This window comes from Pseudomonas sp. CBC3, from assembly GCF_037967085.1.
GTDB lineage: Bacteria > Pseudomonadota > Gammaproteobacteria > Pseudomonadales > Pseudomonadaceae > Stutzerimonas.
Window position 1 is genome coordinate 594,444 of the sequence record NZ_JBANEO010000002.1, and the last position, 13,330, is coordinate 607,773.

The window sequence follows — 13,330 nt, forward strand, 5'->3', positions numbered from 1 at the left end:
ATGAAACGAGTGATTTATTCGGGTGCCGGACTGCTGCTGATCGCGCTGGCGTTCTTGGCGTTCAACATGTTCTCCGGTCTGCTGTTCACCGGTGCTCGACTGGACCTGACCGAGCAGAAGCTCTACACCATTTCCGAAGGCACCGAGACCATCCTCGATGAACTCAAGGAGCCCATCGAGCTTCATTTTTTCTATTCCGACCATGCGGTGAAAGACCTAGTAGCGCTGCGTAACTATGCCCGGCGTGTCGAGGAAATGCTGCGCGCCTACGAGCGCGAGGCGGGAGGCAAGATCAAGCTGCACGTGATCGACCCGCAGCCGTTCTCGGAAGAGGAAGATCGCGCCGCCGAGCTGGGCCTGCAGGCGGTGCCGTTGAACCAGAGTGGCGACACGATCTACTTCGGCCTGGCCGGGACCAACGCTGAAGGCCAGACGCAGGGCATTCCGTTCTTCCCGCTGGATCAGGAGGAGTTTCTGGAATACGAGATCAGCCGGCTGGTGCAAACGCTTGCGGCGCCGCAGATGCCCGTCGTGGGCGTGCTGTCCGGGTTACAGATCAATGGCGGTTTCGATATGCGCACCCAGCAGGCGACGCAGCCTTGGATGGTGCTGGAGAACATCCGCCAGGTGTTCCATATCGAGAGCCTCAAGCGCGACGTCGATATGATCCCGGCCAGCGTGTCGGTGCTGATGCTGGTGCACCCCAAGGAGCTACCGGAACAGACGCTCTACGCCATCGACCAGTTCGTCATGCGTGGCGGCAAACTGCTGGTGTTCGTCGACCCATACAGCGAAGCCGATCCTGGCATGGGCATCGGCCCGGGCGAGTTCGGCGAGAACAAGGCGTCCGATCTGGAGCCGCTGTTCGAAGCCTGGGGCGTGCGCATGGCTGCCGATCAGGTGGTGGCGGATGCGTCCTATGCGATGTCCGTCGGCGTTGGCGCCGAGCGTCGATCGGTCCGCCATCCCGGCTGGTTGAACCTACCTCAAGGCACCATGGATACCGAGGATGTCACCACCGCCTCGCTGGAAAGCCTGACGGTGGCCACGGCTGGTTTCCTCGAGCCGCTGGAGAGTGCAACGACCCGCTTCACGCCGCTGATCCAGAGCTCAAGCTATGCCATGCCGTTCGAGGCGGCGCGCTTCGCCACCCTGGACAATCCGGAAGTGCTACTGCGTGAGCTGCAGCCGACCGGCGAGCGCTACACCCTGGCTGCGCGCATTCAGGGGCCTGCGCAATCGGCCTACCCGGACGGGATCGAAGGGCGCATGGACGGCCTTAAGGAAGCGGCTCACATCAATGTCATCGCCGTGGCGGATACCGATCTGCTAGCCGACCGTATGTGGGTACAGGTACAGGATTTCTTTGGCCAGCGGCTGCCGCAGCCCTGGGCCGACAACGGCACCTTCGTGGTCAACGCGCTGGACAATCTCGCCGGTACCGATGCACTGATCAGTATTCGCTCACGTGGGCGCTTCGCCCGGCCCTTCGTCGTGGTCGAAGAGTTGCAACGCCAGGCGGAAAACCGTTTCCGCGAGACGGAAGACGTTCTGCAGCAGCGCCTGGCCGCGACGGAAGCGAAGCTGGCTGAGCTGCAGAGCCCGGACCCGGAACAGGCGCTGGAACTGACCACCGAACAAGAGGCGGCATTGCAGAACTTCATGCAGGAAAAGCTGGGTATCCGCAAGGAGTTACGCGAGGTGCGCTACCAGCTCAACGCTGACATCGAGGCGCTGGGCCGTACGCTGAAGTTCGTCAATATCGCGCTAATACCGCTGTTACTGACGCTGGGCGTGTTGCTGGCTTGGTTGTGGCGCAGGCGCAAGACCGGCTGATGGACGCTTTGAGCGGCTGCAAAGAACCGAAGCCGGGAGTTTCCTGTTTATACTCAGCCGGCGAGCGGCCTGGAAACGCACCTGTCATGTCTGTTCCGGTAGATTGTCGGGCGGACGGTTTGCTGCAAGTCGGGCCGGATCGTTCCATCCCCACGGTGGGGAATAACAAGAATCGAGTTGGAGAAAGTTAGGATGGCTGAGCGCGAGACCGGAACCGTTAAGTGGTTCAACGATGCCAAGGGTTATGGATTCATCCAGCGTGGTAGTGGTGCGGATGTGTTTGTTCACTATCAGGCGATTCGTGGCGAAGGCCACCGCTCTCTGGCCGAAGGTCAGCAGGTGGAATTCTCGGTTATCCAGGGCCAGAAGGGCCTGCAGGCCGAGGACGTGGCAGGGTTCTGATTCCTGCTGCGGCAATGAAGCGGCCCGTCGCTCGATGGGCCTACATTGATGACAAACCCCGCTATTCAGCGGGGTTTGTTTTCTATGACGTCTTTATAGTTCTGTAGGGTGGCTTCAGCCCACCACGCGGTGGCGACCATGGTCTGGTTCCGGCCGAATTAATTCGGCCCTACGGAGTCGCCAGTCTGGCTGCTTTTGTGGGAGGCCGGCCCTCCGGGCGAAGCTTTGACGTCTCTATAGTTCTGTAGGGTGGGCCGGGCGGCGCCCCGCTTCAGCCCACCTCGGCGGCGTCCATGGTCTGGTCGTCGGCCGAATGATCGGCCCCCTACGGATGTGCGCTTCCAACAGAACAAGCCACCAAGGACCCGTTCAGAGGCCCCATCAATCCGTACGCCAGACGATTTCCTCTTCGCCGCGTTCGCTGATGCTGATCCAGCGATCAGCATCTTCCATTGATTCTTCTTCCTGCCAGCCGCCGGGTGCGCAGCGAATTTCTACGCCCAGCGCCTGATATGCGGCACGCGCGCAGGCGACATCGTCTTCCCAGGGTGTTGCGTCGCTTTCGAGCAACAGGCTATGCCATTTACCGACCGCCTTCGGCAGCCAGGTGATCGGGACCTGTCCAGCGCGGCACTTGAACGTCTTACCTTTGGGTTGCCACGCAGAACAGGGCCCGACGGCCAGGTTGAGCCAGTCGGTGACGGCGTCCTGGCTGGCATCCCTGAGGTAGATCTCGATGTCCGGTTGGCGCATGGGCGGCTGCCTTGTTGGGTGATGTTTCAGTTGATTCTGTGGTCGGTCGGTATCTGTACTGGCCCGCTTGCGACGAGGCGTCTGCAAGACGGGTCCTAGCGCGCATGGCAACACTAGGCGTCGCGCTGAATCCAGTCGTAGCGTATCGCAACCCGTACACGCAGTGGCGCCTCGATCACCGTGGCGCGGCGTTCGGCGCTGGCGCGCCAGCCGTGCGGGGTCATCGCCAGTAGATCGGCACGGTCATCGGCACTGTCCAGCTGCAGTTCGAAGGTCAGCGTTTCGCTGTGGGCGAGGTGCATGCCTTCTGGGATCAGTGACAAGTGCTTTTCGTCATCATAGTCACGTACTTCGTCATACAGCAGACCGCGCAGTTCCCAAAGGTGCTCGCGGGTAGGGCCCATGCGCAGCAGGCCGCCGCCGGGTGCGAGCAGGCGCCGGGCTTCGGACCAGTCCAGCGGGCTGAATACGCTGGCGAGCAAGTCGCAGCTGGCGTCTGCCAACGGCACCCGCGCCATGCTCGCCACCAGCCATTCGAGCTGCGGTGCACGCTTGCAGGAACGCTTGACCGCCTCGCGGGAAATATCCAGTGCATAGCCTTCGGCATTCGGCAACGCCTGGGCGATCTGCGCGGTGTAATAGCCTTCGCCACAGCCTATATCCAACCAGCGACCAGGCGCACGTTCGGCCGCCAGCTGCGCCAAACGTGCAGCCAGCGGCGCATAGTGGCCGCCATCGAGAAAGCGCCTGCGCGCTTCGACCATGGCCTGGTTGTCGCCGGGGTCGCGGCTATTCTTGTGCTGCACCGGCAGCAGATTGAGATAACCCTGACGGGCACGATCGAAACGGTGATTGGCCGGGCAGGCGACGCCATTGTCGACTGCGATCAGCCCGGCGCGGCAGATGGGGCAGATCAGCATGCGAGCAGATTGACCAGCGTCTGGTAGTAGATATCGGTCAGCAGGTCGAGATCGCTGGCCAGGATATGTTCGTCCACTTGATGAATCGTTGCGTTGACCGGGCCAAGCTCGACCACTTGGGTTCCCAAGGTCGCGATGAATCGGCCATCCGACGTGCCGCCGCTGGTGGAAGGCGTCGTTTCGCGACCGGTCACGCTGCGGATCGCCGCTGCCACGCCGTCGAGCAGCTCGCCCGGCTCGGTGAGGAAGGGCTGGCCCGACAACGTCCAATCGACGCTCCAGTCCAGCCCGTGCTTGTCGAGGATTGCTGCGGTGCGTTGCTGCAAGTCTTCGACAGTGGATTCGGTGGAAAAGCGGAAGTTGAACACCGCTTCCAGCGTACCGGGGATGACGTTGGTCGCACCGGTACCGGAATTGAGATTGGAAATCTGAAAACTGGTCGGCGGGAAGAAGGCGTTGCCATCGTCCCAATGCTCGGCAGCCAGTTCGGCCAGCGCCGGCGCGGCCAGATGAATCGGATTCTTCGCCAGGTGCGGATAAGCCACGTGACCCTGCTGACCCCGTACGGTGAGGGTGCCGCCGAGCGAGCCGCGGCGGCCATTCTTCACTACATCACCCACCAACGTGGTGCTCGACGGTTCGCCGACGATGCACCAGTCCAGGCGTTGACCGCGTTCGCGCAGACGCTCGACGACCGCCTTGGTGCCGTGGTGCGCAGGGCCTTCTTCATCGCTGGTGATCAGGAACGCGATCTGACCTTTATGGTTGGGATGGTCGGCGGTGAAGCGCTCCACCGCGACGATCATCGACGCCAGACTGCCCTTCATGTCCGCCGCGCCGCGGCCGTGGAGCATGCCGCTCTCGTCGATGCGCGCCGTGAACGGTGGGTTCCGCCACGCCTGCACCGGCCCGGTGGGGACCACGTCGGTATGACCGGCGAAACACAGGACCGGCCCTTCGTTGCCGCGTATCGCCCAGAAGTTTTCGACGTCCTCGATGTGCATCGGCTCGATGGCGAACCCGCAGGCGGCAAGCCGCTCGCTCATCAATTGCTGGCAGCCTTCGTCCAGCGGGGTCACCGATGGACGATTGATCAGCTCGCACGCGAGTTCAAGAGTCGGGGAAAGGGCTGCGGCGGTCATTACGGCTCCGGTACGGCGAAAGGTGGCCATATTAAATTAAAAAGCAGGCGAGCAGAGCGCCAACGACGGAGCGAAAGCGGCGCCTCGCACCGTGCTTGTTGGCGCTTCCTGCTGCGATCTGAAGGGCGAACCGCATCGGCATCCGGACGTATCTGTTGGTGATCGGAGGTTAGGCTGGCGCCTTAATTGCTTTGCCCCGGCTGATGGGAAGAAGCGCTACGGTTAGAGGGCCGATCTTGGAATCAACCAGAAGCTCGAGCGCCTCGTTCACCATATGGCGGTCCTGCTGGTTTTCCAGTTTCGCGTCGGCTTCCTCGCGCAATGCGCATATCTCTTCGTGAAGAGCCTCTCGCTGCGTTTCGCTCGGGTTGCCGTGCAGGGCATTTTTCAGACACTGCAGCAGCGCGAACAGCACCTGTGGATCATGACCGCCGTAGACGCGTATAGGGCCTACGACGGTTTGTAGTAGGCGTCGCATGCCCACTTGCGGATAGAAGAGGCGTGGCTGGCCATCATCGAAACAGCCCACATCGTAAGGCCGCACGCCGCCGAGTTGCTTCAACAGTACGCCGATCAGGTTGGTTGCCCGCATTGCTGTACCGGGGTCGTTGATGGCCGGGCTTATTGCCTTGACTGCGATCTCGGAGATCTGCCGCATACCGTAGGAGACGTTTGCGCTGGCGAATTCGTTGTCATGAAAGTCGAAGCAATCCGACGCTTCACTCGCATCTTCGGCACTCAGCGGCCCGCTGAACTTGATCAGCGGATGGCCATCGATTAGAAAGAAGCCCGGCTCCACTTGAATCATGGCAATCAAACCGCGTTGGCGTAGCAATTTGCCCAGGCGCCTTTCGTTTACCTCGCGCAGGTAACCCGAGTGGGCTGCGGGTAGGCACCACCAATCGTCTGTATTGGGAATTTCGGCAACCTGGGCGATGCGCCGCTTGCGCTTGTCGAGATTCTTTAATGCGCCGTTGTAGAGCTGGCCGAGTATCCAGTCGACTTGAATCGATTGGGAAACTGAGCGGATGAACACGATGAACAAGGCCATGCAGGATATGCCGAACAGCACCGCCAGCAGCAGGCCAAGCACCGGAACGCTTTCTGGGTCGTTCGTGTTGATGCTGCTGATCAGCAGCAGGTAATAGACGATGCTGCCCAGGTAAACCCCGAGGATCACCTGATTCCGCCGATCGCTGACCAATCCAGGCAGCACGCGCGGTGACAGACGGGCCGCCGCGCCATTTAGCACGACCATCACCATCGAGAAACTAAAGACCGTGAGGGATACGATGCCGGTGCTCAGCGTGCCGAGTATCTCGCGACCGTTGTCGACGTCGACCAGGCCTGGCGGTAGTTCGTCGCGTAGCGTCGCAGCAGCGTGGGTCGATTCGAATGCCAATACCAGAACGGCTGCCACGACATAGAGTGCAGGGATAAGGACCGGATACAAAGCGATGCTTTCGTTGATGCGTGTAACGACACGAAAGAGCATGTTGGCTGGATCTGACATCCATCGAACCTCAGTGTTGGCGGGCGCTCGCCCCTCATTTCTACGACCGCGAAGAGCGGCGAAGTACGCCCTGGCCGAACCGTCTATGCTTTACGCAAGGGCGTTTTGCCACGGCTTGCGGCCAGCGGAACGCTTTGACCCCGCGTAGCTCGAACGTGAAGTCGTCCAGGCGCTTGGTTTGATGCGTATGGTTCGCCTGTGAGACAGGGTTATTCGAAACGATAACAAGACCGACGAGTGAGGTATTTACCCATGAGTGCTGAGTCCCTGTATCCCGTAAATCCTGACGTTGCGGCGCGGTCGCTGACCGACGAAGCCACTTACAAAGCCATGTATCAACAGTCGGTGGTCAACCCTGACGGCTTCTGGCGCGAGCAGGCGGAGCGGATTGACTGGATCAAACCGTTCACACGCGTCAAGCAGACATCCTTCGATGATCATCACGTCGACATCAAGTGGTTTGCCGATGGCACCTTGAACGTCTCGGCCAACTGTCTGGATCGCCATCTGGAAACGCGTGGCGATGAGGTCGCGATCATCTGGGAAGGTGATGATCCCTCGGAGCAGCGCAAGATCACCTACCGCGAGCTGCATCAGGAGGTCAGCAAGTTCGCCAACGCCCTGCGTGGGCAAGATGTGCACCGAGGGGACGTCGTCACCATCTATATGCCGATGATTCCAGAGGTTGCCGTGGCGATGCTGGCCTGTGCACGCATCGGCGCCATCCATTCGGTCGTGTTCGGCGGTTTTTCACCGGAGGCGCTGGCCGGACGAATCATCGACGGCAATTCCAAGGTCGTGATAACGGCCGACGAAGGACTGCGCGGCGGCAAGGCCATACCGCTGAAGGCTAACGTCGACGAGGCACTGACCAACCCGAAAACCCGCTGCGTGCAAAAGATCATCGTGGTGCGGCGTACCGGCGGCAATATCAAATGGCATCAGCATCGTGACATCTGGTACGAGGATTTGATGCGTGTCGCGGGTGAAGTCTGCGCGCCCAAGGAGATGGGTGCGGAGGAGCCGCTGTTCATTCTTTATACCTCCGGTTCAACCGGAAAACCCAAAGGCGTGATGCATACCACGGGCGGCTATCTGCTCTATGCCGCGCTGACCCACGAAAGGGTCTTCGACTATCGACCCGGCGAGATCTACTGGTGTACCGCCGACGTGGGCTGGATCACCGGACACAGCTACATCATTTACGGGCCGCTGGCCAATGGCGCGACCACCTTGATGTTCGAAGGTGTGCCTAACTATCCCGACGTGACGCGGATCGCGCAGGTCATCGACAAGCACAAGGTCAACATTCTCTATACCGCGCCCACGGCGATACGCTCGATGATGGCCGAAGGCAGCGCGGCGATGGAGGGTGCCGATGGTTCGAGTCTGCGGTTGCTCGGGACCGTGGGTGAGCCGATCAACCCGGAAGCCTGGCACTGGTATTACGAGACGGTGGGGCGGTCACGTTGCCCAATCGTCGATACTTGGTGGCAAACCGAGACTGGCGGCATTCTCATCAGCCCGCTGCCGGGTGCGACCGCACTGAAGCCAGGTTCTGCGACGCGACCTTTTTTCGGCATAGTACCGGGGCTGGTGGATAACCTCGGCAATCTGCTGGAAGGCGCCACCGATGGCAATCTGGTCATCCTCGATTCCTGGCCAGGGCAGATGCGCAGCATCTATCGTGACCATGACCGCTTCGTCGATACCTACTTCAAGACTTTCCGCGGCATGTATTTCACCGGAGACGGCGCGCGCCGCGACGAGGATGGTTATTACTGGATCACTGGCCGAGTGGATGACGTGCTGAACGTTTCCGGCCATCGCATGGGGACGGCCGAAATCGAAAGCGCCCTGGTGGCGCATCGCAAAGTGGCCGAAGCGGCTGCGGTGGGTGTGCCGCATCCGCTCAAGGGGCAGGGAATATATGTGTATGTGACGCTGGTGACAGGGGAGGAGCCTTCCGATCAGCTGCGTCAGGAATTGCAACAGTGGGTGCGCAAGGAAATCGGGCCAATCGCCGTGCCGGACGTGATTCAGTGGGCGCCGGGGCTGCCGAAGACGCGCTCGGGCAAGATCATGCGGCGCATTCTGCGCAAGATCGCCGCTGACGAATACGACGCCTTGGGCGATATCTCGACACTGGCTGACCCGGGCGTCGTGGAGCAGTTGATTGAAACCCACAAACAGATCCGTCTGCCTTGAAGCGAGCTGCGGCGGCGTCCACTCTGGCCGGACGCCGCCAGTCGTCAGCCGTTTGGCTGAGCGCTCTGAGCTTCCTGGTTGGCAGCGGGTTTTTCCTTGGGAATACCGGCTACGTTCACTTCCGGCAGGTTGCCGCCAGTGAATTCGACCTTGCGGACCGGGAAGGCGAACTGCACGCCCATCTCTCGAATGCCGTCGAGTAATTGCAGGTTGATCTCCTGCTGAGCGTCCATGTACGCGTTGTAGTCCGACACCTGCATGATATAGACGACCTCAAACGTGAGCTGGCTATTGTCGAAGGCAAGGAAGTGCGCCCGGTCGAATTTGGCGTTATCCAGGCTCTCGATGATCTGCTTAACCAGTGCTGAAACCTCGCGAACCTTGTCCGACGGCGTCTGATAGGCAATGCCGAACTTGAACACGATTCGCCGCGTGTTCATGCGTTTGTAGTTGTGCAGGACCTGCGTGAGCAGATCGGCGTTGGCGGTGACGATCTGCTCGCCGCTCAATGCTCGGATGCGCGTGGTCCTAAGGCCGATGTGCTCGATTGTCCCGGCGACATCGCCGAACACGACGAAATCGCCAATCTCGAAGGGTTTGTCCACGCCAATGGACAGAGATGCGAACACGTCGCTGAGCAGCGTCTGGACCGCCAGGGCGATGGCGATACCGCCGACGCCGAGGCTGGCGACCATCGCCGTAATGTCGACGCCGAGGTTAGCCAGGATCGAGAGCAGCATCATGGTCCAGATGACAATGCGGATCATGATGCCGATGATGGTGGTAGTGACCGGGTTTCGCGCCTTGCCGTCGCGGCTTAGGCTTTCCATCCACAGCCTGACGGCGGTGTCCATCCAGAGTGCGAGCTGGAAGGCGAGGGCGATGAACCAGCCATGCGACATCGCCGATTCCCAGCGATCCGGCAGTTCGACGATCTTGAGGCTGATCAGTAACGAGAGAGCAATCAGTAACAGATGGCTGGTGCGGCTGAGCATTTCCGCCGCAATGGCGACGAAGCCGCTTTTGGAGCGTTGGCTCATTGCCCGCAGGCGGCTGGTAATGATCCGCAGAATGGCCTGCAGGATTAGATAGCTGACAATTGTGACGCCAGCGATTATGGCAGTGTTGATCCATAGGGTTTCGTTAAACAGCACGTCCCAATTCATCAATCCGAGTCCTCCGGGCAGTTGCGGGCAGGCGCAAAAATAGCGGCTTCTTTTTCAGTAGCCGCTGCTACGCATTAGTTCCCGCTAAAGGCGAAGGGAGATGACGCTGACGGCGATGAGCAAAAGCGCGCGGCTCAGCGCGGTGGAACGACTGCTTGCAAGTCCTGATAGGCGCCAGCATTGATGACCTGGCGATAACCCATGTCCTGGAGGATATCCTGAGCGGCGGACGAGCGACGACCACTGCGGCAGTACAGAACGATCGGGGCGTCCTTGTCGGGGGCGACACTGGCGATGCGCTCGGAGAGATCCTGGGTCTCGATTCGCGTTGCTCCAGGCAAAGCGCCTTCGGCGTACTCCTGCGCGGTGCGAACGTCGATCAGGATACTGTCGGCGCGTTGCAACGCGGCCAGCGCGGCGGGCTGATCAATTTCGCCGCCAATCGCTGTGCCGGTCGCCATCATCAATAACAGGAACAGTCGGTGCATGGGTTCCTCTCGTGCCGCGCTTGGGCGATCAGCTGATCAGGCGGGTCAGGTTCGGCAGGATCAGGATGATCGCCGTAGCGATCAGGATCATGGTGGCCTGCCTGAACTTCTTGTGTTTGAACATGGTAGCGGCCTTTTTATTGATCTGGCGCGCGGGCTCCGGTTGTCCGGCTCACCCGTCGCGCGTCGTGCCGAAAAATTACGCGCCGATGAATTGCGGCGCGCTGTAATAGGTTTGTGGTAGCGGCATCGGTCTGATCCGCTGTCCGACAACGGCCTGATGATCACTCTCGAAGGCGTGGGCTTAATCTCAAGCAATTTACAGACCAGTAGACGTGAGTTTTCATTCAGGCGCGACCTGACGGGTTAGCTTTTGGGCTGATCATCCCTCGTGCGCAGCTGCGTGGTTTTTGTTGTCCATGAAATGAACACCATGAATGGAGACTAACCATGAACAGGCTTGGCGTGCCGGCAATGCTGTTCGCCCTGATCGTTTCAGGCGCGGCGAATGCCGAAGAAGAAAGCATGACCCTGCAGCAGGAACGTGACCAGATCGGCGCTGAGATGGAGCAAAATCGCCAACGGATCGGGGACGAGATCAACGCCATTCGCGAGCCTGGAGTATCCAGCGGCTCGGCGGCCGAGTCGGGCGCAGCGGGCTCTGCCAGTCCGAACAATTCGGTCGGCACACACGCAACTCAGCCCGGACAGGCCCCGAGTGGTGGCGCTCCTAACCCCGGGGTCACGCAGCCGGGTAATAGCGATAGTCCGATCACAACCACTGGTCCGGGAAGATCGACGGTGGAGTCTGGTAGGTCGACGACCACCGGTACGCCCGTTCAGCCCATCCGCAATCGTGGTGCCAATGGAAACGTCAGCCCCGAAAACGGCGCAGCCGCGGGTGGAATCGGAACATCAGGCGGTAACGGGACCAGAGGACCCGGTAGCAGCCCAGCGGGCTCCGCAGCCGGCGGAGCCAGTGGTAATTGACCGATCGGGTGATGGCCTCGTTGCGGTGCATTTCCAGGCGGGCATGGATCGTATGGCTGCGTGAGGCGAAATGTCCTCGGCACTTCTGATGGTATTGCGAACGGTAGAAACGACAAAGCCCCGATAATCGGGGCTTTGTATGTTTCGAGTCTGGCGGTGAGGGTGGGATTCGAACCCACGATACGATTTCTCGTATACACACTTTCCAGGCGTGCTCCTTCAACCGCTCGGACACCTCACCGGGTCTCGACGGGGCTTGATGTCCGTCGAGGCGCGCTAATGTAGCCGAAGAGAACGCGGATGGCAAAAAGTTTTTTAGATCTTTCATGTGGTTAACGCACCGTTAGAATGCGGGCGAAACGTAGGGTTGAAGTGAACCTATATTAAATTTTGAGGTTCTTAGCTCTAGTAATATCTCGGTGCTTTACGCAAGCGGAGTCGAGCGTCGCGAATATAAAGAGCCAGGACAGGCTTCGATGAAGTTATTCAAAAGCAAGCGCAAGCGGCCTGACGTGGCGGAAGTTGCTACGAAGCGGCGTCTGCACGTCAGTCATCTGGAGCTCGGCATGTATATATGCGAGCTGGATCGACCGTGGCGCCAGACCGACTTTCTATTCCAAGGATTCCCGCTGCTCAAACTGGAGCATATCCAGGCGGTGCGCGAACGCTGCGACTACGTTTTCGTCGATGACACCCGTCGGGTGCTGCTCGATCAGGGCCAGATGATGGTGCCTTCGGCGACGCCACTACGGGTGAAGCGCAAGATGTCGCGCATCCCGCTCTCGCTTGAAGTGCAGGAAGCGCGCGAAGCCTATCGAAGTAGCGCACTGGTGCTGGATCGGGTGCTTTTGGATGTCCAGCAGGGGCGAGTGATCGATACCAAGGCCTGCCAGGCGCTGGTCAAGCGGAACCTGGAGAGCATGCTGCGCAACGAGAGCGCCATGCTTTGGCTGACGCGTCTGAAGTCTAGGGACGTGTACACCAGCCTGCACTGCCTCTCCGTCTCCATTCTGGCGATGGGCTTCGGGACGCACCTTGGGTTGCCCGACGAGAAAATAGAGCTGTTGGGCGTCGCCGGGCTGCTGCACGACGTCGGGAAGATGAAGATCGATCCCGCCATTTTGAACAAGCCGGGGAAGCTGACCCAGGAAGAGTTCGAGCACATCAAGTTACACCCATCGTTCGGCTACGAGGCCTTGTGTGGCCAGAATGATATCCCCGCTGCCGCCGTCCACGCCGCGTACGGGCATCATGAGCGGCTGGATGGCAAAGGTTATCCGCAAGGGCTCGATCAGTATCAGATTCCATTCACCACGCGAGTGATTACCATCGTCGATGCCTTCGATGCGATCACCAGCCATCGCACCTATGACGATGCGCGCCCGATCCAGACTGCCTACGACGTGCTGCGCAGCAGTGCCGGCCAGCAATTCGACGAGAGTCTGGTGAATGAATTCATTCGTTGGCTCGGGGTGTTCCCGGTAGGGACGTTGGTCGAGCTGCATACTGGTGAAATCGCGCTGGTGCTGGAGAAGCATCAGCAGTTGCACCTGCGGCCCAAAGTTGTGGTCATGCGGGACGCAAACAAGATGCCTTGCGAGCCTCGTTATCTGGATCTTTCCCAGTTGACCGTCGATGCCGATGGCACGCCCTATCGGATCAGCGGCGGTATTGCCGATGGCTCCTACGATCTGTTCATCGCCGATCCGCAGTTGCAGACGCTCCTGCACCCCGAGTTGCTTGCCGTGCTCGAACTTGAGCCGGATACAGCCGAGAGCTAAGCCAGCCGCCTTTGAACCGCGAATTTTCTGCTGAACATTGAACGCTGCGACGCTCGTACTGCACTGATGACGCGGCCAATATGACTTGTCAGTCAGTCACGACGCTTTACCTTGCGGGTTGTGCTGGGTAA

General features: G+C 60.1%; 10 protein-coding genes and 1 tRNA gene. 4 read left to right on the top strand and 7 right to left on the bottom strand.

Features of this window, described 5'->3' with window-relative positions; all coding sequences use genetic code 11:
* The gene (locus tag V6943_RS09915) at positions 1-1,836 is read left to right on the top strand and encodes a GldG family protein (protein WP_340553364.1); all 1,836 of its coding nucleotides are present in this window, start codon (positions 1-3) and stop codon (positions 1,834-1,836) included.
* Positions 1,837-2,028: 192 nt separating this feature from the next.
* Positions 2,029-2,238 (top strand): cold-shock protein, encoded by a 210-nt coding sequence (locus V6943_RS09920; RefSeq protein WP_340553365.1) that lies wholly within the window; start codon positions 2,029-2,031, stop codon positions 2,236-2,238.
* Between the two features lie 381 nt (positions 2,239-2,619).
* Here the strand turns inward: V6943_RS09920 and V6943_RS09925 are convergent, their stop codons facing one another.
* The 4 genes from V6943_RS09925 to V6943_RS09940 form a co-directional block, all read right to left on the bottom strand.
* Positions 2,620-2,991 (bottom strand): hypothetical protein, encoded by a 372-nt coding sequence (locus V6943_RS09925; protein WP_340553366.1) that lies wholly within the window; start codon positions 2,989-2,991, stop codon positions 2,620-2,622.
* A 113-nt stretch (positions 2,992-3,104) separates the two neighbouring features.
* Positions 3,105-3,911, bottom strand: a complete 807-nt coding sequence (locus V6943_RS09930; protein ID WP_340553367.1) for a putative RNA methyltransferase — start codon at positions 3,909-3,911, stop codon at positions 3,105-3,107.
* Positions 3,905-5,053 carry a succinyl-diaminopimelate desuccinylase gene (dapE, locus tag V6943_RS09935; RefSeq protein WP_340553368.1) on the bottom strand — a complete coding sequence of 383 codons (1,149 nt, stop codon included), beginning with the start codon at positions 5,051-5,053 and terminating at the stop codon, positions 3,905-3,907. The genes V6943_RS09930 and dapE overlap by 7 nt, the downstream gene beginning before the upstream one ends.
* A 169-nt stretch (positions 5,054-5,222) precedes the next feature.
* Positions 5,223-6,566 carry a DUF2254 domain-containing protein gene (locus V6943_RS09940; RefSeq protein WP_340553369.1) on the bottom strand — a complete coding sequence of 448 codons (1,344 nt, stop codon included), beginning with the start codon at positions 6,564-6,566 and terminating at the stop codon, positions 5,223-5,225.
* 252 nt (positions 6,567-6,818) lie between these two features.
* Between V6943_RS09940 and acs the strand changes: the two genes are divergently transcribed.
* Positions 6,819-8,774: an acetate--CoA ligase gene (acs, locus tag V6943_RS09945; protein ID WP_131648327.1), complete on the top strand. Its 1,956-nt coding sequence runs from the start codon at positions 6,819-6,821 to the stop codon at positions 8,772-8,774.
* A gap of 44 nt (positions 8,775-8,818) precedes the next feature.
* Here the strand turns inward: acs and V6943_RS09950 are convergent, their stop codons facing one another.
* The 3 genes from V6943_RS09950 to V6943_RS09960 form a co-directional block, all read right to left on the bottom strand.
* Positions 8,819-9,940, bottom strand: a complete 1,122-nt coding sequence (locus V6943_RS09950) for a mechanosensitive ion channel family protein (RefSeq protein WP_181102525.1) — start codon at positions 9,938-9,940, stop codon at positions 8,819-8,821.
* Positions 9,941-10,074: 134 nt separating this feature from the next.
* Positions 10,075-10,428 carry a rhodanese-like domain-containing protein gene (locus tag V6943_RS09955; RefSeq protein WP_181102523.1) on the bottom strand — a complete coding sequence of 118 codons (354 nt, stop codon included), beginning with the start codon at positions 10,426-10,428 and terminating at the stop codon, positions 10,075-10,077.
* 1,141 nt (positions 10,429-11,569) lie between these two features.
* A tRNA-Ser gene (locus V6943_RS09960) sits at positions 11,570-11,659 on the bottom strand.
* Positions 11,660-11,894: 235 nt separating this feature from the next.
* On the opposite strand from V6943_RS09960, the gene V6943_RS09965 reads away from it, so the two are divergent.
* A complete protein-coding gene (locus V6943_RS09965) occupies positions 11,895-13,199 on the top strand; it encodes an HD-GYP domain-containing protein (protein WP_340553370.1) in 1,305 nt (434 codons plus the stop codon).
* Positions 13,200-13,330 lie beyond the last annotated feature (131 nt).